Origin of the sequence: Alcaligenes faecalis, assembly GCF_041521385.1 — a bacterium.
GTDB lineage: Bacteria > Pseudomonadota > Gammaproteobacteria > Burkholderiales > Burkholderiaceae_B > Alcaligenes > Alcaligenes faecalis_E.
In genome coordinates this window covers 810546-831726 of record NZ_CP168006.1, presented here as the reverse complement: position 1 = coordinate 831726, position 21181 = coordinate 810546, and the positions used below count along the sequence as shown (strand labels likewise).

At 55.5% G+C, this 21181-nt stretch carries 16 protein-coding genes and 3 tRNA genes; 5 read left to right on the top strand and 14 right to left on the bottom strand.

Translation table 11 applies throughout. The features are described from left to right. The first annotated feature begins 54 nt into the window (after nucleotides 1-54). Nucleotides 55-1794, top strand: coding sequence for a DUF4153 domain-containing protein (locus ACDI13_RS03960; protein ID WP_316990341.1), 1740 nt, complete (start codon nucleotides 55-57; stop codon nucleotides 1792-1794). Nucleotides 1795-1845: 51 nt separating this feature from the next. Here the strand turns inward: ACDI13_RS03960 and ACDI13_RS03955 are convergent, their stop codons facing one another. The 6 genes from ACDI13_RS03955 to ACDI13_RS03930 all read right to left on the bottom strand — a co-directional run bounded on the left by ACDI13_RS03955 (nucleotide 1846) and on the right by ACDI13_RS03930 (nucleotide 8945). Then, the gene (locus tag ACDI13_RS03955) at nucleotides 1846-2751 is read right to left on the bottom strand and encodes an alpha/beta hydrolase-fold protein (RefSeq protein WP_316990342.1); all 906 of its coding nucleotides are present in this window, start codon (nucleotides 2749-2751) and stop codon (nucleotides 1846-1848) included. A gap of 289 nt (nucleotides 2752-3040) precedes the next feature. Continuing rightward, nucleotides 3041-3913, bottom strand: coding sequence for a formate dehydrogenase accessory protein FdhE (gene fdhE / locus ACDI13_RS03950; RefSeq protein WP_316990343.1), 873 nt, complete (start codon nucleotides 3911-3913; stop codon nucleotides 3041-3043). Beyond that, complete coding sequence (locus tag ACDI13_RS03945; protein WP_316990344.1) at nucleotides 3910-4563, bottom strand: formate dehydrogenase subunit gamma; 654 nt, start codon at nucleotides 4561-4563, stop codon at nucleotides 3910-3912. Before ACDI13_RS03945 ends, fdhE begins: the two co-directional genes overlap by 4 nt. Continuing rightward, nucleotides 4547-5461, bottom strand: coding sequence for a formate dehydrogenase subunit beta (fdxH, locus tag ACDI13_RS03940; protein WP_316990345.1), 915 nt, complete (start codon nucleotides 5459-5461; stop codon nucleotides 4547-4549). The genes ACDI13_RS03945 and fdxH overlap by 17 nt, the downstream gene beginning before the upstream one ends. Next, the gene (gene fdnG, locus ACDI13_RS03935; RefSeq protein WP_316990346.1) at nucleotides 5458-8550 is read right to left on the bottom strand and encodes a formate dehydrogenase-N subunit alpha; all 3093 of its coding nucleotides are present in this window, start codon (nucleotides 8548-8550) and stop codon (nucleotides 5458-5460) included. Before fdnG ends, fdxH begins: the two co-directional genes overlap by 4 nt. Nucleotides 8551-8675: 125 nt before the next feature. Continuing rightward, nucleotides 8676-8945 (bottom strand): hypothetical protein, encoded by a 270-nt coding sequence (locus tag ACDI13_RS03930; protein WP_372372736.1) that lies wholly within the window; start codon nucleotides 8943-8945, stop codon nucleotides 8676-8678. Between the two features lie 352 nt (nucleotides 8946-9297). On the opposite strand from ACDI13_RS03930, the gene ACDI13_RS03925 reads away from it, so the two are divergent. The 3 genes from ACDI13_RS03925 to ACDI13_RS03915 all read left to right on the top strand — a co-directional run bounded on the left by ACDI13_RS03925 (nucleotide 9298) and on the right by ACDI13_RS03915 (nucleotide 13887). Continuing rightward, nucleotides 9298-10242 carry a helix-turn-helix transcriptional regulator gene (locus ACDI13_RS03925; protein ID WP_316990348.1) on the top strand — a complete coding sequence of 315 codons (945 nt, stop codon included), beginning with the start codon at nucleotides 9298-9300 and terminating at the stop codon, nucleotides 10240-10242. A 157-nt stretch (nucleotides 10243-10399) separates the two neighbouring features. Then, entirely contained in the window at nucleotides 10400-11575 is a 1176-nt protein-coding gene (locus tag ACDI13_RS03920) for a multidrug effflux MFS transporter (protein WP_316990356.1), read from the top strand. A gap of 116 nt (nucleotides 11576-11691) precedes the next feature. After that, a complete protein-coding gene (locus ACDI13_RS03915) occupies nucleotides 11692-13887 on the top strand; it encodes a TonB-dependent siderophore receptor (RefSeq protein ID WP_316990349.1) in 2196 nt (731 codons plus the stop codon). Nucleotides 13888-14064: 177 nt separating this feature from the next. Here ACDI13_RS03915 and ACDI13_RS03910 read toward each other — a convergent pair whose 3' ends face one another. From ACDI13_RS03910 to ACDI13_RS03890, 5 genes are all read right to left on the bottom strand, one after another. Continuing rightward, the gene (locus tag ACDI13_RS03910) at nucleotides 14065-14589 is read right to left on the bottom strand and encodes a DinB family protein (protein ID WP_316990350.1); all 525 of its coding nucleotides are present in this window, start codon (nucleotides 14587-14589) and stop codon (nucleotides 14065-14067) included. Between the two features lie 64 nt (nucleotides 14590-14653). Next, nucleotides 14654-16903, bottom strand: a complete 2250-nt coding sequence (locus ACDI13_RS03905; protein WP_316990351.1) for an EAL domain-containing protein — start codon at nucleotides 16901-16903, stop codon at nucleotides 14654-14656. Nucleotides 16904-17193: 290 nt separating this feature from the next. Further along, nucleotides 17194-17269, bottom strand: a tRNA-Gly gene (locus ACDI13_RS03900). 37 nt (nucleotides 17270-17306) lie between these two features. Further along, a tRNA-Cys gene (locus ACDI13_RS03895) sits at nucleotides 17307-17380 on the bottom strand. Nucleotides 17381-17422: 42 nt separating this feature from the next. Then, nucleotides 17423-17498, bottom strand: a tRNA-Gly gene (locus tag ACDI13_RS03890). Between the two features lie 330 nt (nucleotides 17499-17828). Between ACDI13_RS03890 and murB the strand changes: the two genes are divergently transcribed. Then, complete coding sequence (gene murB, locus ACDI13_RS03885) at nucleotides 17829-18839, top strand: UDP-N-acetylmuramate dehydrogenase (RefSeq protein ID WP_316990352.1); 1011 nt, start codon at nucleotides 17829-17831, stop codon at nucleotides 18837-18839. Here the strand turns inward: murB and ACDI13_RS03880 are convergent. The 3 genes from ACDI13_RS03880 to ACDI13_RS03870 all read right to left on the bottom strand — a co-directional run bounded on the left by ACDI13_RS03880 (nucleotide 18836) and on the right by ACDI13_RS03870 (nucleotide 21147). Beyond that, nucleotides 18836-19507: a GntR family transcriptional regulator gene (locus tag ACDI13_RS03880; protein ID WP_316990353.1), complete on the bottom strand. Its 672-nt coding sequence runs from the start codon at nucleotides 19505-19507 to the stop codon at nucleotides 18836-18838. The genes murB and ACDI13_RS03880 overlap by 4 nt on opposite strands. Nucleotides 19508-19829: 322 nt before the next feature. Further along, entirely contained in the window at nucleotides 19830-20621 is a 792-nt protein-coding gene (gene dapB, locus ACDI13_RS03875; protein ID WP_316990354.1) for a 4-hydroxy-tetrahydrodipicolinate reductase, read from the bottom strand. Between the two features lie 25 nt (nucleotides 20622-20646). Beyond that, complete coding sequence (locus tag ACDI13_RS03870) at nucleotides 20647-21147, bottom strand: outer membrane protein assembly factor BamE (protein WP_372372732.1); 501 nt, start codon at nucleotides 21145-21147, stop codon at nucleotides 20647-20649. Between the last annotated feature and the right edge of the window lie 34 nt (nucleotides 21148-21181).

The window sequence follows — 21181 nt, the reverse complement described above, 5'->3', positions numbered from 1 at the left end:
CATAGCGCAGCAAAAAGACGCCCTTTTTGTCTAACGAATAGCTTCTTATTTACCATGACGCCGACACCTCTTTCTCTTCTCCAAAACCGGCGGACGCTGACCTTGTGCCTGGCCGGGGCCTTGCTGGGCTTGCTTGAATGGGTGGCCTTCAATAATTTGATGATGGCCTCTGAATCTTACGAGTATCTCTGGGTTTCCTTGCTGCTGGCTGTGGGAATCTTTGGGGTGGCGTCTTTTACCTTGCTGATGCACGTTTCTGTACGCAAAGCCCTGCTGGTGTCTCTGGGGCTGGGAGTGGCTAGCGCAGCGCTGATCTTGCAGGCACAAGGGGGATATGCAGAGGTCGCCCTTTTTTGGCGAGCCCCCCAGATGTGGGTGGCCATGGGGCTGCTGGCGACCATTACTCTGCCGTTTCTTGCCATTCTGGTAGAGCATCCACGGGACTGGGCGGATTACCGTCGCTTGTTCGAACTGAGCTGGTCCATGGTGTGTTCCTGGGCGGTGGCCTTGTTCTTCTGCGGACTGGCCTGGGGCGTGCTGATGGCATGTCATCTTCTGCTCAGCTTTGTGGGTATTACCCTTCTTGGGGATGGACTGCTGGAACCCCCCGTTGCGGCTGTGGTGTCAGGTGCTTTGGTAGGGGCAGGTCTGGCGCTTGCCTCGGACTCGGACGGTGGTTATCTGTCTCCGATACTGTTGCTGAAGCTGCTGCGTTTGCTGACCCCCGTGTTGTTGGTGGTGATGGTGGTGTTCATCGTGGCTTTGCCTTGGCGGACGGGTGAAGGCTTGCCGCTGGCCGCCTTGTGCGTGGCGGCTGTTCTGGGGGCCTCGACGCTGGTGTCTTCTGTCGTCGCGGATGAGGACACAAATGCCAGCGCCACCCCTTTACTGCGTGCTTCGGCCCGTCTGCTGGGCTTTGTGATGCCGGTGCTGGCAGGTGTTGCCTTGTGGGCTATGGGGGCGCGGGTTGCTCAATATGGTTGGACCCCCAGTCGTGTTCTGGCAACGACCGCGGCGCTGGTCACAGCGGGCTATGGTTTGAGCTACTTTTGGGCCGCCTGCCACCCTCAACATTGGATGGCGCGAGTACGTCGCTCCAATGTGGGGATGGCGCTGGTTCTGATTGTGCTGGCCATTATCTGGCTGCTGCGCATTGGCTCTCCCGAAGCGATTTCGGCGGCTTCGCAAGTGGCTCGGCTGGAGGCTGGTACCTTAAGCGCGGATGACTTTCCGGATACGGAAATGAGAATGTATTGGGGGCTGCCAGGGCAGAGGGCCATGGACTATGTGGTCGAGAAAAACCTGTTGGTCGGTAAGTCTGAAGAAGCTGTGCCGGACAAGGATCTGGAAGTCTGGGATATAGGCGAGGACAAGGCGCGGCAGATGCTCTTGAACGCTTTGCCCAGCTCTCCGGCAGATCATCCTTTGCGCCAGTCCTTTATCGAAACCTATCCAGGCTGGGATATCGCCTATCTGGCCAAGGCGTGCGAGACTCGAACGCCGGGTGACCATGCTGGTTGCTTGCTGGTATTTGTGGATTTGTTGCCGGGCGAAGCTGGAGACGAAGCAATTGTTCTGTCGGTCAACAATCCCATGAATATGGGGGCTGTGTTTGTGCAGACAGCAGAGGGGGGCTGGGAGAAGGCGACAGGTTTCACGCCTGGTTTGTCTCTGGACAATATGGGCGACGTTATTGATGGCATTCATGCCAAGGGAGCGGTGATTGAACCCGCTCCTTTCAATGTATTGACCTTGCCCGATGGCGGCTTTGTGGGGGCGGCTCAGCGCCCTTGATGGCAGGGCGCTGATGTGGTGCTCAGCCGTGATGCTTTCGGTTCGAGGGCATCACGGCTGGGCGGCAATTCGCAGGGCGGGTTTCAAGGAGGCGGCCAGCATCTGCCCGTGGTTCAGCTCGCTGAAGTTCTCGTAGCTGACGTTCAGCCCGGCCTCTTGCAAATGCTTGGTGAGATCCTGTGTGGACCATTGAGCCGCGGCATTGCTCATGGATGTACTGCGGCGCTGTCCGCCGACCATGATGGCGATTTGTTTGTCCTTGGCCCGCGTCGTATCAAAGGCCTGAGCCGTCTTGACCAGAATTCCGTCGTACCACCAAAGGGAAGGATCGCCTGCCACATAACGCTGGTACAGATTTGGATGGGTGAATAGGGTATGCAAGGTAAACAAGCCACCATAAGAGTGGCCCCACAGAGTCTGGCGGGAGCGATCAATAGGTTCGCGTTTTTCTACGGCAGGCTTGATGTGCGTTTCTATATAGTCCAGAAAAATATCGGCGCCGCCCCCTAAACGACCCCGTACTTTCACAGACTTGCTGACCCCGTTTTCTGTCACGGGAGGGGTGTAGTCAAAGGAGCGGGCCACGACATCGTGACGTGCTGGGGTATCGTAGCCAATGGCGACCAAGACCGGAGCAGACAGGGCGCTGATGGCTTTCAAGTCATCTACATCAATATTGGCCATGGCGGCGTTGCCATCGACCATGTAAAGGACTGGATGACCGCTTGCGGGGGCGGGGCGGTTTGGGGTGCCTATCTGTATTTTGTAGTGCCGCTTGCCGTCTTCCGAGGACATGGTCAGCGTTTCAAAGCGGTACAGGCTTTGTTGCTGGTCCACGATGGTGGAGCCCACGGATTCATTCCAGGGGCGTGTCGTTTGTTGGGCTTGGACGGGCAGCGTGCAGGCCAGGCAGAGCGTGACGGTACTAAACAGAAAGTGAGGTAAAGAAGTTTTCATCAAAGTCGGATCGCAGAAAGCTAAACAGGAATCATTCTTGATTATAGGGCTTGTGGAACCTCAGAAAACAAATACCCGGACACGATGAGGGCGCTAATGGTCTACAGCCTATTCGCTCTTATTGGCTATCGGGAGCTTGCAAGTGCGTAATAGAAGGGTGTGGACTGCTTTTGATCGTGCAACGAAAAGGGCAGAGCACCGAGCATGCTGGGCGCAGAGTTCAATGCTGGTAGCGCGAAACAAGTGTGAAAAAAAAACGGACCAGCATGCCGCCAATCCGTGCTTTTCTTTACAGGGCTTGATCAGGCAATGCAAAGGGATTCAGGCCGGTGCGACCATAACCTTCTGCGCTTGCTGCATCATCCAACACCAGCGTCGCCAAGTCGTCCGCGACACTTTCTGCATTGGGTTCGTGTTCCTGTGAGATCACTTTCAGATAGCTGTGGCAGTGACCACAGCTTTCCGCACGCACCACCGCTTCGGTGGTATCGAAGCTCAGGTAGTCCAGATCGCCCGCATCGCCACAGTTGGTACATTTGGCGCGAACCATATGCCATTGGGACTCACACAAGGAACAGTGCAAATAGCGCAGACCTTGTCGGGTGCCTTTATAGATCAGGCTGGCGATAGGGGCGCCACCACAAACCGGGCAGTTGGAGGACTCTTCATTGCTGGCCACGGGCAAAGGAGCGGCCCGTACTGTCAATGCGACTTCCAAAGACAAGGCGGCCCACAGAAAAGGAGCTAATGCCTGGGGGACGGCATCAAACTGGTGTTGTGCCAGGGCCAGGCCAGCCTCCAGACGCGTCTGGGTGCTCATGGCGCGCAGGGCGTCCAGATGTGGGGTAATCGCTGGCGAAGCACTGGGGGCAAGTTGGTCCAGCAGGGTATCCAGATGACTTACCCATGTACCTTGGCGAGCGATCTTTACAGGATCAACGGCCACGGCATCGGAACGGCTTTCAGGTGAAACTGTTGCCTGAGCCTGAGCCACATCGGCGGCCAAACGCAGATAGGCCTCCAGCTCATGTCCTTGAGCCAGCTCACGTAAACGGGATGCGCGGGCGGAGTAAAGCTGCTGCAATTCAGGCTGCAGGATGGGGTCGAAATGCCGGGTGGACTCTTCCGACGGAACGGAACGGCGAACAGGAACTTCGTTCATGCCTTGCCTTCCTTTACATCTTTTTCTGCAGTCTGCAATTCATCGTGCCAGCGATCGTGATGATGGCGTATCCAGGCTTTGGAAACATAGCCTGTCACCATGCCGGTGATGGCGCCACGCACCCAGATAGCCAGATAAATATGGCCCAGAATCAGCAGGATCAGCCCGATCCCGGCCACGGAGTGGATCAGGATGGCCAGACGCAGCACGGGAATGGAGAAGAACTCGGCAAAGTAGGCGCGCCACATGATCAGGCCCGATACCAGCAGCGTGACGATGGACAGCATGATCAGCCAGAACAGCACTTTTTGCCCGGCATTGTATTTGCCGATTTTCAATGGCTGTTTGGCGTTGTTCAGGATCACACCTTTGACGTTACGGAACCAGATCAGGTCTGTTTTGGCCGGTAGGTTGTACTTCACAAAGCGGACGAACATATAACAAAGGCCAACGAAAACCGCGATCCCTAAAAAGGGATGCAGAACACGCGCCAGTTGCGGGGTGCCCAGAAAGGAACTTAACCAGGAAAAAGAGGGGAAGAACCAGGACAGCCCCGACGTTGCTGCCAGGAAAAAGCACAGCACGACGGCCCAGTGGCACAGCCGCTCGGGGAACTTGGTGCGCAGAACAAGATTATCTTTCCTGGACATGATCGCCTCCTTCCGTTTCCGTGTTGTCCGTGTGCTCGTCGTCCTCGTCAATACGGTTGGGGCCCACGCCGATGAAGTGGGCTGCCATACCGGCTACCGCAACAGCCCCGGCTACGGCAGCAGCAGGTTTGAGTACGTCCTTCCAGCCACCGACTACTGAACTGATGTGTGGATCTTGGGGGAGACCGGCATAGCGCTGTGGATCGTCCGCGTGCTGCAGCACGTACATGACGTGGGTGCCGCCTACACCTTGGGGATCGTACAGACCGGCGTTTTCATAACCGCGCTCGTTCAGGTCCTCGATACGACTCAGGGCCAGATCCTTCATTTCCTGTTTTGAGCCAAACGCAATGGCGCCGGTCGGGCAGGTTTTCGCGCAAGCGGGAGCCTGACCCACGGCAACACGGTCCGAACACAGGGTGCACTTGTAGGCCTTATTATCTTTCTTGGAAATACGTGGCACGTCGAAAGGACAGCCTGCCACGCAGTAACCGCAGCCCACACATAGGTCGGACTGAAAATCCACAATGCCATTGGCATACTGAACAATTGCACCGGGAACCGGACAGGCTTTCAGGCAACCGGGGTCCTCGCAGTGCATGCATCCGTCCTTGCGTATCAGCCATTCCAGCTTGCCTGCTTCGTCCTCATGCTCGGTAAAGCGCATCAAGGTCCAGCTATCGGGGCTCAGGTCGCTGGGGTTGTCGTACACACCGACGTTTTCCTCAACCTGGCCACGCAAGTCGTTCCATTCATTGCAGGCAACCTGACAAGCCTTGCAGCCAATGCAGATGGACACGTCAATGAGCTTGGCCACTTCCATTTGGTGATCACGCACTTGTGGTGCAGGCGTGACCGAGTTGGTGGCCGAACGGCGCACTATGTTTTGCGAATTCATGCCGTGGCTCCCTTCATTTTCTCGACATTGACCAGAAAGGCTTTGAACTCCGGTGTTTGCGTATTGGCATCGCCAACGCCGGGGGACAGCGTATTGGCCAGAAAGCCCTTGCGGGTTTCACCTTCAAAGCCCCAATGGCAGGGGATACCAATTTGCTGCACTTCCTGACCCGCAACGGTCAGGGTGCGCATGCGCTTGGTCACCACCGCCTTGGCGGTGATGTAGCCGCGCTTGGTCGTGACTTTGACAGTGTCGCCGTGACGGATGTCTTTTTCTGCGGCCAGTTGCTCGCCAATTTCCACAAACTGTTCAGGCTGCAACATGGCATTCAGATAGGAATGCTTGGTCCAGTGACGGAACAGCTCGGTAATGGAATAGGTGGTGGCCACATACGGATAGTCGTGACGATTTCCCATGCGCTCGGCATCGTTGGACAGAATCCGGGCCGTCGGGTTATGCGTCACTTTCTCGTGCAGCGGGTTCTGTGCAATCGGGCTTTCCACCGGCTCGTAGTGTTCCGGGAAGGGGCCGTCATTAATGCCTTTTGCCGAGAACAGGCGGCCCATGCCTTCGGGCAGCATGATGAAGGGGGCAGCGGGGCTACCGGGGGGCAGAGTGGCCGGGAAATCCGGAATATCCGCCCCGGTCCATTGCTGGCCGTCCCAATGCAGGATCTGGCGGTGTTCATCCCAGGGCTTGCCCATTTCATCCATGGAGGCGCGGTTGTACAAAATGCGCCGGTTGGCCGGCCAGGCCCAGGCCCAGCCGGGGGTGTTGCCCAGGCCCGTGTCGGTATTGTCCCGATTGGCCATCTGGTTGCCTTTCTCTGTCCAGGAACCCGTAAATACCCAGCAATAGCTTTGGGTCGTGCCGTCATCGCGCAATTGCGCGAAGCTGTCCAGCAATTGGCCCTTGCGTAGAATCTGCTTGCCGTTCTCGTCGAAAACGTCAGCCAGCGCATAGCCATTGGCCTCTTTGGCCACTTCTTCCGGATGCGGGAAATGCGGGTCGTGATAGGTGTCGGCGTCCCAGGTCATGCTCAGGACTTGTTCGGGACAGGCGCCGCCTTCTTCTTCGTACAGGCGACGCAGCTCCATCATGATGTCGCCCAGAATATTGGGGTCATGGCGGGCCAGGCCAGGAGGTTGCTGACCGGCGTAGTGCCACTGCAACCAGCGGCCCGAGTTCACGATGGAGCCGTCCTCTTCCGCAAAACAGTTCGATGGCAGGCGGAACACTTCCGTCATGACCTCTTCGGTCTTGATGTCGTTGAACTGGCCTTCGTTGCGCCAGAAGTTCGAGGTCTCGGTGACCAGCGGATCCACGATGACCAGGAACTTCAGCTTGGACAAGGCCTTGGAGGTCTTGTTCTTGTCCGGCATCGCGGCCAGCGGGTTAAAGCCTTGGGCGAAGTAACCGTTGACCTTGCCTTCATACATCATGTCGAAGTAGGCCAGCATGTCGTAGCTGCGGTCCCATTTGGGCAGCAGGTCAAAGGCAAAATCGTTGGCTTGCGTGGCGTGCTTGCCGTACAGATTCTTCAGCAAGGAAATGAAGAACTTGGGTGTGTGCTTCCAGTAATTCACCTGACCGGGTAACACATCCTTGGGGGTGGTTTCGTCCAGATACTGCGCCAGCGTTTGCTGATTGTCCGAGGGCAGGTTCATATAACCCGGCAAACGCAAGGACAGCAGACCCAGGTCGGTATAGCCCTGGATATTGGAGTGACCGCGCAAGGCGTTCACGCCGCCACCGGCCATACCGATATTGCCCAGCAAGAGCTGGATCATGGCGGCGCCACGAATAATCTGCGCGCCACCGGTGTGGTGTGTCCAACCCAGCGCATACAGCCAGGTCAGGGTTTTGTTTTTGGCCGAACAGGAACCAATGATTTCGGCAATCTGCAGGAAATCGGCCTGCTTGACGCCGGTAATGTTCTCCACGACTTCGGGCGTGTAGCGGTCCACGTGGGCTTTCAACAGTTGCAGCACGGAGCGTGGATGCGTCATGCTCATGTCACGCATGACTTCGCCGTTTTCGTCCAGCGCATAGGTCCAGGAGGACTTGTCATACACCTTGGTTTGCGGGTTAAAGCCGGAGAATATGCCTTCGTCAAAGGCGAAGTCCTCGCGCACGATCAGGGAGGCGTTGGTATAGGCGCGTACGTAGTCGTGCTGAATCTTGTCGTTCTCCAGCAGCCAGCGCACCATGCCCATCAAAAAGGCGGTGTCCGAGCCAGCGCGGATGGGCGAGAAGATGTCCGCCACGGCCGCCGTGCGGTTAAAGCGCGGGTCCACCACAATGACCTTGGCCTTGTTCTTGATCTTGGCCTCAATCACCCATTTGAAGCCGACCGGGTGGGCTTCGGCAGGGTTGCCGCCCATCACAATCACCACGTTGGCGTTCTTGATGTCCACCCAGTGGTTGGTCATGGCACCGCGCCCAAAGCTGGGGGCCAGGGCTGACACGGTCGGAGCGTGACAGAGCCGCGCCTGACAGTCGATGCCCAGCATCCCCAAGGCACGGGTAAATTTGAAGTCCAGCAGGCCGGTTTCGTTGGATGCGGCCGAGGAAGCCAGAAAGCCCGAAGAGAGCCAGCGGTTCACCACCTGGCCTTTCTCGTTCTTGGCAATGAAGTTGGCGTCGCGGTCGTCTTTCAGCAAACGGGCGATGCGCTTGGTGGCCTCGCTCCAGCTGATCTTGACCCATTCTTTGGAGCCTGGTGCCCGGTATTCGGGGTGCAGCAGGCGATTCTTGGAGTGGATCATGTCCAGCAGGCCAGCGCCTTTGGGACAGAGAGAGCCACGGCTGACCGGGTGGTCCGGGTCGCCTTCAATGTGAAAGATACGGGGTTTCGCGTTTTTGGAGCCATCGCCCATGGAGTACATGAGGATGCCGCAACCGACTGAACAGTACGTACAGTTATTACGGGTCTCTTTGGCACGCAGCAGTTTGTAGGGCCGGACGGCGGCGGGAACTTGAGCGGCGGCTGTCGAAAGTCCCATCGCGGTAGCCGACAGCGCAGCTGCCCCAGCACCAAGAATTTTGAGAAACTGACGCCGACCAAAACTTGGCACGGTGTTATTCATGAAGGATTCTTCTTGCAAAAAAGGTAGTGGCAAAAGGATCACTAATTGCCGGGCCGGATTATAGCAGGATGCGTATAAGCTGCTTTTGTTGTGCGGATACTGTTGTTTTTAAAGGGGGCGGTGTTTTACGGCTTATTTTTGTAGCAGTGGCCAATGACTCGCCACAGGTAAGACACAGCGATCACGCTAAGGATAAAGGCGGGCAAAGCCCAGACCATACCACCGCCGATCAGATTGTCTCCTTGTGCGCTCAGGCAACTGGAAGCCGCCGTTTCTATACAGCCTTTGTAACGGTAGTAGCGTTCGTAAAATAGCCACCAGAACAAACCAGCCAGGATAGAAAACATAATCAGGCCAATCGCTGATGTAAGGCGAGACGTTGAGCGGGTAATCATGCTTGGGAATGTGAAGCCATCGATGTAATAAAAAAAGACCTACGTCCCGATGGTTTTAACTGATTGCGCTTTGCAGGGCGAGAAACAGCGAAAAAACAGGTGTGGCACCGATACCAAGCAGTCGCGGGCTTGTGTGTCAACGCTGATGCAAGGATTGGCCCTGGAACGATAAGGTCACCATAAAACCCCATTAATTCAAGGTGTTGTCGGGGTTTTGTGTTTTTGGATGCCACCTTACAATTGAGAATGTGTGTTATTCTCGTTTTTTTTGGTGTCGTTTGTATTGTTCCCTTCGGGCCGAGTACCTTGGGCCTGTATCTATTAGGCTGACGCTGTTTTCCCCTACATTCCTATGATCAGATTTACAGTATCGGACTTTGATCGACTCGGTAGTCCGGCAGGCTTTCACTATCGTTTGCCTCACTATGCCGGCCCAGATCGGGATAGGGAACAGCTTTGCATCGCTGAAGGGCGTGTACAGGAACACGAGGTCAGGCCGGGTATCAAACTGGTGTTGTCGGATATCGTCACGCACCATCACTACGAGTCCAGTTCCGTCAGCGCGCCGCAGTTCTCTGCCATTGTGATGCTGCAAGGCCGGGCACACGCTCGCCTGGCCAGTCAGAATCAACTGAGCCTGGTCGCGCAAAGTGGCGTCAGTATTGCGCATAGCGAATCGGTCGCGTTGACCGGGATACACCCGGCCGGACAGCGTTTGCGCTGCATTAACCTCACTTTGCGTTCAGCAGAAAGCGTGGGCGACTCGCGCTTGGGCGACACCCTGTCCAAACTGATGGGTCCGTCCGGACTGTGCATGCAGAAGTGGACGGTCCCGCCGCATTTGCTCAACACGCTTGAACAGTTGATAGACAGCCCCTGGCAGGGGGCTACCTACGATTTGCTGCTGGAAGGTGTCAGCCTGCAAGTGCTGGCTCACGCACTGGATGGGTTGAGTTCCAAGCCAGCCAAAGAATCGCCAGCTACGGCCCGTGACCGACAGCTACTGGAGCGTGTGCGTGAACGCTTGTACAACGCACCGGGTGAGGACCATACCTTGGCGGATCTGGCCAAGCTGGCCTGCATGAGCCCGAGCACCTTGCGGGTGAAGTTTCAGGCCACTTACCAAAGCTCTGTGTTTGGCTGGTTGCGTGAGCGTCGTCTGGAGCTGGCACGCGATTATCTGGCTCAGGGCTGGAGCGTGCAGCAGGCGGCTCACTTTGTGGGCTATCGCCATGCCACCAACTTTGCCACGGCCTTTCGTGAACGCTACGGGATTGCGCCCAGCGAATTGAATTGAGGCGGCCAGCTCTGTCATTGTTCAAAGCTCTTTAGGCGTTTGCCATTCCCCACGCTGGCGCGCCTGGTCCATCCTGAAATAGACCTCCCCTATGCGGGTTTGTTTTTTTATTTCAGACAGAGCTGTGTTGCCTTCTTCGCTTCCCCCGTATCCCTTGATGGTGCTGATTCTGGGCCTGCTGGCCTGCGTAGCACCGGCCACGATTGACGCCTATTTACCTGCTTTCAGCGCGTTGGAGCGCGAGTTTCAGGTGCCGCCCGAAAGCGTGCAGCAGACCCTGGGTGTGTATATGTTTGCCTATGCGGCGATGTTGCTGCTGCATGGCACTTTGTCCGATGCCTGGGGGCGCAAGCCCGTGATTGTTGCGTCTCTGGCGGTGTATATCACGGGCTCGGTGATGGCGGCCTTGGCACCCAGCATGGATTGGCTCCTGGTTGCTCGGGTACTGCAGGGCTTGTCAGCCGGAGCGGGCTTGGTGATCGGTCAAGCCATGGTGCGTGATTGCTATCAAGGTGAGCAGGCGCAACGGACGCTGTCTTATATCGTTGTGGTCTTTAATGTCTCGCCCGCATTGGCACCGATTGTGGGTGGGCAATTGATTGCGCTTTTGGGTTGGCGCTCTGTGTTCTGGATGCTGGCCGCCCTGGCGATTGCAGCGTGCTATTTGTGCCTGCGTCGCTTGCCTGAAACCTTGCCCAGCAGTCAGCGTCAACCTTTGGTTTGGCGCCAGTTGCGTAGCGACATGACGCAATTGCTAGGTAGTGTGCCTTTCATGGGCATGAGTCTGGCCTTAAGTTTGTTGATCGGGGCTCAGGCTTTTTTGATTGGCGCCGCCCCGGATTTCATCTCTCATACCTTGAACTTGCCTGAAACCGCCTTTGCCGTGCTGTTTGTTCCTTTGGTGCTCGGGGCCATGTTGGGGGCTTTGGCTTCTGCTCATCTTGTACGGTATTGGGGAGACATCAGGATCATTCACTGCGCTTATGGCTTGATGCTGGCCAGTTGCGCTGCCTATACCGGGTATCTGGCCAAGGCTGCGCATCCTGCCTTGCCGTGGGCGGTGTTGCTTCCTGCCTTTTTCACCGCCGGTCTGGCTATGTTGATGCCGGTCGTGACCATGCGTATTTTGGCCCAAGTGCCCAGTCGGGCAGGGCTGGCGGCTTCCCTATTGGGCTTTTGTCAGATGGCCACCTTTTCGGTTGTCAGTGGCTGGTTGGTGCCGTGGGTTTATGGCCAGCCCTTGCGGATGTCAGCCGCCATGTTGATCTGCGTTGTGTTCAGTGCCGTTAGCTGGTTTTGGCTGCAACAGCGCGCTGATCGATCCCCTGCCTAGAAGGAAACCGGCAGGACTGATATTTGGAATAGGGTTTTTGCGTTTAGGGATACGCTTGTGCAAATTCTGTAGATGATAATTGTTCGCATCTAAAACCTGTCCTGAGATCCTTGTTCATGCCTGCTGTTTCCACCAATTTCGCTCGTTCAAGACTGCGCTTGCTTGCCCCTGTCACTCGTTCCGCCATGTTGCTGGCTGCTGCTGGCAGCCCTGCCTGGGCGCAGGATACGGCGGCTGATGCGCCTGTGGAGCTGTCCACCATTACGATCAAGGGCAATCGTGATCCCGGCGTGACGGAAACCGATCCCTCCTACACCACCCAGGCCATGAGTACGGCGACAGGGCTGTCTCTTTCTATTAAGGAGACGCCGCAATCAGTCAGCGTGGTCACCCGAAAAATGATGGATGATCGCGGCTTGCAGACGACGGCGGATGCCTTGCAAAGCGCGCCAGGTATTTCTGTGACACGCAGCGATACCAATCGTTATTCCTTTTCCTCGCGTGGTTTTGGTATCGACAACTATCAGTTTGATGGTTTGACGCAGCCTGTTTTATCGCCCTGGGCCTTTGGCGAGAGCAATCTGGATCTGGTTGTTTTTGACCGGCTTGAAGTGGTGCGTGGAGCAACCGGCTTGATGACGGGGGCCGGTAACCCCTCGGCAGCCGTCAACTATGTGCGCAAACGTCCTTTGCGGGACTTTGCCGCATCGGGGGGGATCAGCGTCGGAAGTTGGGATTTTGTGCGTGGGTACGCGGATGTGTCTACCCCGATCACGAAAGATGGTCGTATCCGTGGTCGTATCGTAGGAGCCTATGGCAAGGCCAATAGCTATACCGATTTGCAGGATACTAACACCCGTACCTTATATGGCGTGGTCACTGCAGATTTGATGCCCGGCATGGAGTTGACAGGGGGCGTTGCCTATCAGTCCAGCTCCAATAATGGTTTTGGCAGTGGCTTTCCGTTGTTCTATAGCGATGGCTCTCGCACGGATTTCAAGCGTTCGATTTCCAACAATACAGACTGGTCACGCATCGAGAACAATACGACAACGGGTTTTGTGGATTTGAGTCACCGGTTCGAGAATAACTTGAGCTTGCGTTTGAGCTATAACCAGTCCTACACCGATGCTTTCATGAAGAACCTGTTTCGGGGTGGGTATCCGGATCGGGAAACAGGGCTGGGTACATCGAACTCTTACTCTTATTACGAGGGGGATGTACGCCGCAAGGCCTTGAACGCATCCTTGTCCGGGCCATTTACCTTGTTTGGCAAAGAGCACGAGTTCTCGGTGGGCTGGATGATGTCTCAGGATCGCGTCTCTTTCCCGCAGTATCGGGCCGTGCCACCGTTGGCCGCAGCGGCCAGTTTCTATCAGCCAGGTCAAGAGCCAGAGCCGAACTGGTCAAGTGAACCATCCCAGGCTGATGACACGGATAACAAACAGTCCGGTGCCTATGCCGTTGGTCGTTTTGCCTTGAGCGATCGTTTGCGCTTGATGGTGGGGGGGCGGCTGAGCAATTGGGAAACCGATCAGACGTACTTCGGTTCCAAGCGCCAGTATCGTCATCGTAACGAGTTCATCCCCTATGCCGGTCTGATCTATGACTTTGATGATACCTATACCGCCTACGCCAGCTATACCGAGATATTCAAGCCACAGAATGCCCGTGACGAACAGGGTGTAATCCTGGCACCGATTACCGGTAAAAGCTATGAGTTGGGCTTGAAAGCGGCATGGATGGATGGCCGACTTAATGGGGCACTGTCCCTGTTTCAGACGCGGCAGGACAATTTGGCGGAAGCCACAGGCAATAATGTGATTGGCGCACCCCCCAATACGCCTGCTTACCGCCCGGTGTCGGGAGCCAAGGTAGAAGGGGTAGAGCTGGAGTTGGGCGGCGAACTGATGCCGGGCTGGAATCTGGCCACGAGTTTGACGACCTTTACCGCCAAGGATGCGAAAGGCAAACCTATCAATACCAGCAAGCCGCGTACCTTGTTCAAGCTCTACACCACCTATCGCTTGTCAGGGGACTGGCAAGGGCTGACCGTTGGTGGCGGTATTGATTGGCAAAATCGCATGTATCAAAACGCCACGGCACCCGGCCGCAAAGTGGTGAATGTGGAGCAGGGCAGCTATGCCATCGTGAATCTGATGGCAAGCTATGACTTCAACAAGCGCGTTTCGGCCACCTTGAATGTGAACAACCTGTTCGATAAAAAGTATTACTCGCAGATCGGGTTTTATAACCAGGGCTGGTACGGGGCACCACAGAACGTGATGCTGTCCTTGCGGGCGCAGTATTAAGGGTGAAATGAGCAGGCAGGATTGCTTGATACAAAAGCCTGCTTGGCGATGACAGGCAGGCTTTATTCATTGGAAGCGGATACTTGAGTTGCGCTATCTCAGACATAGAAATCTTGCGGCCCTTGAGCGACAAGAACAGTGCTGTCCGTTTGCCTTGAAGCCGGCGAGCTACAAAATTCAGGACACCAAAGCCATTAAATCAGTCACCCCAATATCGACACCCGCTTGATACAACAAGGTGCTGGCTTGACCGCGATGGTGAGTCTGGTGATTAAAAAAGTGCGTCACCAAAAGTGCAAAATCCTTCTCCATGCTCTGGCCCGCCATATTGCGATAGCGTAGCGTTTGGCCCAGTTGTTCCGGTGTCAGCGTGGCCGCCCAAGCAGTAATGATCAGATCCAGTGTGCGACGGTACTGATCCAGTTCCGCCAAGGTGTCGAACAACTGCTGGTCCAGTGCAAGCGGTTTGGAAAATGCTCCAATTGCTTCGTGCAAGGCGTGAGCATCAGGATGCTGGGCAAAGCGGTGCAACCAGATGGTGTCCCCAACCGCCATGTGCATCATGGTCTTGAACAGCGAACCAAAGAAGGCGCCACGGTCTTGATGCAGTTGTTCTGGGGACAAGCGAGCTGCGGCCTGATAAAGACGACGGTTCATTTGGCTGTTGTAGTCAGCCATTCGGATGGCAGTTTGGGGTGTCATGAAGGGCAGTATCCGGCGAGATGAAGTATTCCGATTGTTTCCTTAAAAGACAGCGATACCAAGATCAAGGGCCATCTCTGTCAGCCATGCCTTGTGCGGTGGATGCTGTGCTGGCTTGTTGCCTGGCGTGTGGAACGTTGAGCGGACCCTTGTGCTCGACAAATTGCGCTGTGAATGTTTCTGCCGAGACAGGTCTTCCAAAAAGATAGCCTTGTACTTCCAGGCATTTATTATTTTTAAGGAATAGGATTTGCTCTTCCGTTTCCACGCCTTCTGCAATGACATCCAGGTCAAAGTTTTTGGCCAAGTAGATAATGGCCTTGACCAGTGCAGCACTTCCGGTATTTTCGCAGACATGGCGGATGAACGATCGGTCGATTTTTAGACGGCTGACCGGATAGGTTTTGAGCAAACTTAATGATGCGTAGCCTGTCCCGTAGTCGTCGAAGGCCAGCCCCACGCCGATGTCGCGTAAGTTATGAAATAGTTTTTTTGTGACTGCTTCATTGCGAAGAAAGGAGGTTTCCACAATCTCCAGTTCGAGGGAACTGGCCGGCAGACCTGTTTCAGCCAGTAGGGAGCTGACTGTAGAGAGCAGGCGATTGGTACGTAGTTGCGCCTCGAACAGGTTTACGCCAATACGAAAATCCGGGATAGTCGCTTGCCAGCCAACGGCCTGACGGCAGGCCGTGTGTAGTATCCATTCTCCTATCGCAGGCGCAGATTGCTTTTCGTTGAGCACATCAATAAAAGAGACCGGGGTTAACAGACCTCTTGTGGGGTGGTTCCACCGAATCAGTGCTTCTGCTCCGGTCAGCAGCCTGGTGTGTGCTGATACTTGGGCTTGGTAGAAGAGCTCAAACTCACCGTTCTCAAAAGCCAGGCGTAATTCTCGCTCGAACGATCTGCGTGCGACAGCGACCTTGCGCAAGGTCGGGGAGAATACCTCGTAGTACCTTTTGCCGGCTGATTTTGCTTTATGGAGTGCCAGATCGGCTGCGCTCAGAATATCCTCGGCGCTGGTACCGTGCATTGGAGCGAGAACCACGCCAATGCTGATATTGGTTTCAAAAGACTGGCCGGTAAAGGTAAAGGGTGTTGTAACGGTGTTGATCAATGTTTGTGCGGCGCGTTGCGCTGCCTGTACGTCGTTCCCGGGTAGCAAGGCGACAAACTCGTCACCACCGAATCGAGCAAGTTTAATGGCGTTCGGAAAGGTCGACTTTATATGCTGGGCGATGTGTTTGAGGGCGGCATCGCCTGCCGCGTGCCCGAAGGTATCGTTGATTTCCTTGAAGTCGTCCAGCTCAATCAACAAGATGGTTGCAGGGGTTTCGTCGGCCAGTGTTTGGGCAAGGCGTGCCCGCCATATTTCCCGACTGGCGAGGTTGGTAAGGGAGTCTAGCGAGGCTAGCTGGAATAGCCTTTCTTCATGATGCCGTCGCTCCGTGATGTCCCGCACAATGGCACCGATATGGGTGGAGTCTGCTTCAATCCAGGTCGATAATGAGAACTCTGCCGGGAACTCCGTTCCATCCTTACGCAAAGCGGATAGTTCGATCGTGCGGTCAGCAAGTTTCATTCGCTCGCCCTGTTGCAAGCGTAAAAGCTCTGCTTCGTAAACCTTACGCCAGTTGTCGGGCAAAATAATCGATCCTGGCTGGTTAAGGGTCTCGTGTGCTAAATAGCCAAAGATTTTCTCAGCAGAGCGATTCCAGAACGTGATGCGGCCATGTTCGTCAGAGCAGATGATGGCATCGGGAGAGGTGGCTGCGATGTTTTCAAAACGGGCTTTGCCAACGGATTGAGTGTGTTCTAGGCGGTGCGCTTCCATTCGTGCCATCACCAGGGTTGCCAGGTCGGAAAGGTTGGCACGATCATTTTCGGTGAAGGCATGACGCGGCTTGGTATCCATCAGGCATACCGTGCCCAATCGCTCCCCCGTTGGGGCCAGTAGTGGTTTTCCTGCGTAGAAGCGAACGTATGGCGGGTGAGTGACGAACGGGTTGGGGGCAAAGTGGGGGGCGTTCAGGGTGTCTGGGACAAGCAAAATGTCATTGGACAGGATGGTATTCGTGCAAAACGAATCCGCCCGCCTTGTTTCGCGTATATCAATACCAACCCGTGCCTTGAAAAACTGTCGATCCCTATCGATCAGTGAGATCAGAGCGATCGGTACTTTGAATAGTCTGGCTGCTAAGTTAACGAGTTGGTCAAACTCCTCTGTAGGAGGGGTGTCCAGCAGTTTGTACTCTGCCAGGAGGCGTAGGCGATGATCTTCTTCGACAGGTACCGGGGAGGAGAGGGATTTCATAGTGTCCTGTACTCCATAGATTAAGCTGTAAAAATAATCAATCACTGGGGGCCGTATCGATTACGTTTATGGTTGGAGGATGGTGCCTCCCGGCTTGTTCTATGTAACCGCACTTTACAGACAGTTATACCCCTAGGAGGGCCGTGTTGTCTTATCTATACGTAGGTGCTTATACGTAATAAGCAGGCAGCAGCAGGCCGTCGTTGCGGTGGCACGTGGGTGAAACGGAGGGGGGAAGGGAAAGGGCAGGACGAAAAAAAGCCCAAACTGAAGTTTGGGCTTTTTGAATTTGGAGCGGGAGACGAGTCTCGAACTCGCGACCTCAACCTTGGCAAGGTTGCGCTCTACCAACTGAGCTACTCCCGCATTTTTTACTGCACTACCGACTTGTGACCAGAATTACTGGAGGCGCAAGCCGGAATCGAACCGACCTAGACGGATTTGCAATCCGCTGCATAACCACTCTGCCATTGCGCCGTGGTCGATTAAAAAGGGAAGCCTAGGCTTCCCTTAGGAATCTGGAGCGGGAGACGAGTCTCGAACTCGCGACCTCAACCTTGGCAAGGTTGCGCTCTACCAACTGAGCTACTCCCGCATTTTGCTGTGCAGATTGAATCTGTTGTCAGCGATTTACTTATTAGCTTTTGCTTATTAAGTAAAGAAAGCTAGTTTAGAGTGGCTATATTTGTTTGTCAAGTGGTTTTGATATTTTGCTTACGCTTTTGATCGCTTGTGCTTTTTATCTGTACTGCCTAACAAACTTGCCTATTTTTAAACTGCTTTTGCTGCGAAACCGACGCTGCGCTAAGCAAGAACGTAACTATAAACTGCAGAAAACAAGCTTGTCAATAGATTCTGTAAATTTTTCCGGAAAACAGGCTGTCCGAGCTATGCTTACTGCTTTCTTTGATCGTGAGACAAGGCCGTGGACAGGCAGCGTAATGTGGATTTGAGCTCTTTTAATACCTTGGGTTTGGGCAGCCGCGCGCGCGACCTGGTGGTGTATGACCATGTTACCCAGCTACCTGTCTTGCACATGTTGGTGGAGCAGGGGGAGCGAGTCTTTGTGCTGGGCGGTGGCAGCAATGTGGTGCTGGCCGAACAAGTGGATGCCCTGGTGATCAAGGTCGAAAACAAAGGGGTCCGTTTACTGCAAGAGCGAGATGATGCCTATATTGTGGAAGCGCAGGCAGGCGAGTGCTGGCATGACTTTGTGCAGTATTGCTTGAGGCAGGGCTGGCCTGGTCTGGAAAATCTGGCGTTGATTCCTGGTACGGTGGGCGCGGCTCCGGTTCAGAATATTGGTGCTTATGGTCTGGAGCTGGAGCAGCGGGTGCACAGCGTACTGGCCTGGAGCTTTAAAGAGGGTAAAGAGGTGGAACTGTCTGCGGCCGAGTGCGGCTTTGCCTATAGGGACAGCCGCTTCAAGCACGATCCAGCCGGTAGCTGGTTGATTCTGGCCGTGCGCTTTGCCTTGCCGCGTCAGTGGACGCCGGTGCTGGAGTATCCCGATCTTAATAAGCAAGCTCACTGGGCGGGGGAGCCAGATCCTCAACGTATTTTTGATGCGGTTTGCGAGATTCGTCGTCAAAAATTGCCTGACCCTCGTGTTTTGGGTAATGCGGGCAGTTTCTTCAAGAATCCTGTGGTGCAGACCGAGCAGCGTGATGCCTTGAAGCAGCAATGGCCCAATTTGGTTTCTTATGAGGTTGGGCAAGGCCAATGCAAGTTAGCAGCAGGCTGGTTGATTGACCAGTGTGGCTGGAAAGGCAAGCGCGATGGCGCCGTGGGCGTGCATGATCGTCAGGCTTTGGTGCTGGTGAATCATGGCGGCGGGACGGCCCATGATATCGAACGTCTGGCCCAAGCGATTCGGGGCTCTGTTCGGGAGCGTTTCGGCGTGGAGCTGGAACAAGAGCCCGTGATGGTGAATTAAGCGTCGACCGCACCCCACCATCGCAGCGTTTGTGCCAGATGGTGGCGCACGGCCTCCATCGCTGCTTCGGGATTGCCTGCCTGAAGCATATCCAGAATGTGTAAATGCTCTTTCATGGCGGGCACGATGCGCTCGGGCAATGGGCGGCGCGAGTGCTGCAGCACATTGATGCGATCACAGTTTTCTTCGTAAATCGTCATCGCCGAGCGGTTTTGCAGTGCCTGTGCCAGATAACGATGCAAGGCCCAGTCCACTTCCATGGCCTGAATCTGCAGGGACGTGGTGACAAGGCCGCTTTGCGCTTGTTCCAGAATTTTCTCGTGTTTGTCCCGCAAGCCCTCCAGTGCGGGCGGCGTGGCACAGCTTGCCAATATCCTGGCTCCTTCCTGATCGAAGACACAGCGCAATTGAAAGCATTCCCGTAGTGCTTCCGTGGTTGCCTCCAGAACCAGCACTCCCCGCTTGGGCAGGATAGAAACCAGCCCGGCAGCCGCCGCGCGCTTGACGGCCTCGCGCACCGGAGCCAGTGGAAAGTCGCTTAATTTCATCAGCTCCGCCATCGACACCATCTGCCCCGCACGTACCTGTCCGGTCGCCAATAAATGACGAAATGCCTGAAACGCCTGGGTTGCCAGCAACATGTCATCCGAGGAGGAGGGGATATTCATTGAGTGTCTCCGTGGGGGCAATGCAGCTTTGTGACTGCTTTTGTATCGTTGGCTGTGATTGTATTCGGTATTTCTTTTTGAATATGTACTGATATTCAAGATGAAATGCCTGCTGCTGGGTGTGTGTTCAGAAACAGCCGATCGCGGAGGTATCGAGTGATGTTGGCGAAGGGAGTATCTGTTCAGGTCTGTTGATTTTCTCTCTGGAATTCTGGCAGGCTGCCAATTAGAGAAAAAGAAGGTCAACTGGCTTGATGTGGTACAGCGTCAAAAAGCCGGCTTTCGAGCCGGCTTTTTGGCAAAGTATTGGCAAGTCAGGAACTTACAGCCCCAGCACGTCCTGCATGGTGTACAGGCCAGTGCTTTTATCGCCCAGGAAACGGGCGGCACGCAGGCTGCCATTGGCATAACCGGCACGGCTGCTGGAGCGGTGCGAGATCTCGATGCGTTCGCCTTCGCCGCAGAAAAACACGGTGTGATCGCCCACAATGTCGCCACCACGGACGACGGAAAAACCAATGCGGCCATCCTGACGGGCACCGGTGTGGCCGTGACGGGCCCAGTCGGCCACATCGTTCAGGGACTCGCCCCAGGTCTTGGCGATGGCTTCACCCATGGCCAAGGCCGTGCCCGATGGTGCATCCACCTTGTTGCGGTGGTGGGCTTCAAACACCTCGGCGTCGTAGCCTTGGTTCAGCAAGGCAGCCGCCATTTCAATCAATTTCAGGGTGGCATTGACGCCTACGCTCATGTTCGGAGCAAAGACAATGGCAATCTCGCGGCCAGCCGCCAGAATCTGTTGTTTCTCTGCTTCAGAAAAGCCGGTTGTGCCAATCACCAGGCGGGTGCCGTGTTGGACGCAGGCATCCAGATGAGCCAGGGTACCTTCGGGGCGGGTGAAATCAATCAGGCAGTCGGCTTGGGCCAGGGCGTTCAAATCGTCCGTGATCTTGAGGCCTGTGTCTTTACCCAGAAAGGCTCCTGCGTCCTGGCCGATGGCTTTGGAGCCGCTGTGGTCCAAGGCGGCGGTCAGTGTCAGGTCGGTACTGTTCAAAACAGCTTCAATCAGCATACGGCCCATACGGCCGTCTGCGCCAGCAATGGCAATGCGCATGTATCCAGTGTCCTTAACGTAAAGCTTAAAGCGTGGGCTGGTTGCCGCTCACGCTGGGCGTTGGCGCTGCATTTTCGGCGTCAGCGGGGGGCGGAGTTTGTTTTTTGCCGGTATCGCTGCGCTCGAAGGGTTGGCGGTCAGGTTGTTCGTCACCTTGCCAGCGAACCAGGGTGTCGCCTTCAAACCAGACGGTGAAGGTACGCTGCTCGGTCTTGCCGTAGCCAGGCTGGTTCAGGTAGGGGTAGTCCCAACGGTCGGCGTGGAAAATGTCTTGCAAGGTCGGTGAGCCCAGCAGATAACGTACCTGTTCGCGAGTCATCCCCGATTGCAGGCGGGCCACTTGCTCTGCAGTGATCCAGTTCCCCTGCTGAATATCGGCGCGGTATGGGAAGCCCCATTTGGAGGATCCGCAGGCGCTCAGGGCGGCGGCAGCCAGGCTGGCTGCGAGTACGGCGCGGATGACAGGAGTGAATGAATTGGCCTTCTTCTGCACGAAATGCCCCAGTAGGAATAAAATCGTTATCATATAAGGGTTTAGGAAAAAGCGCATGAATTGCGCG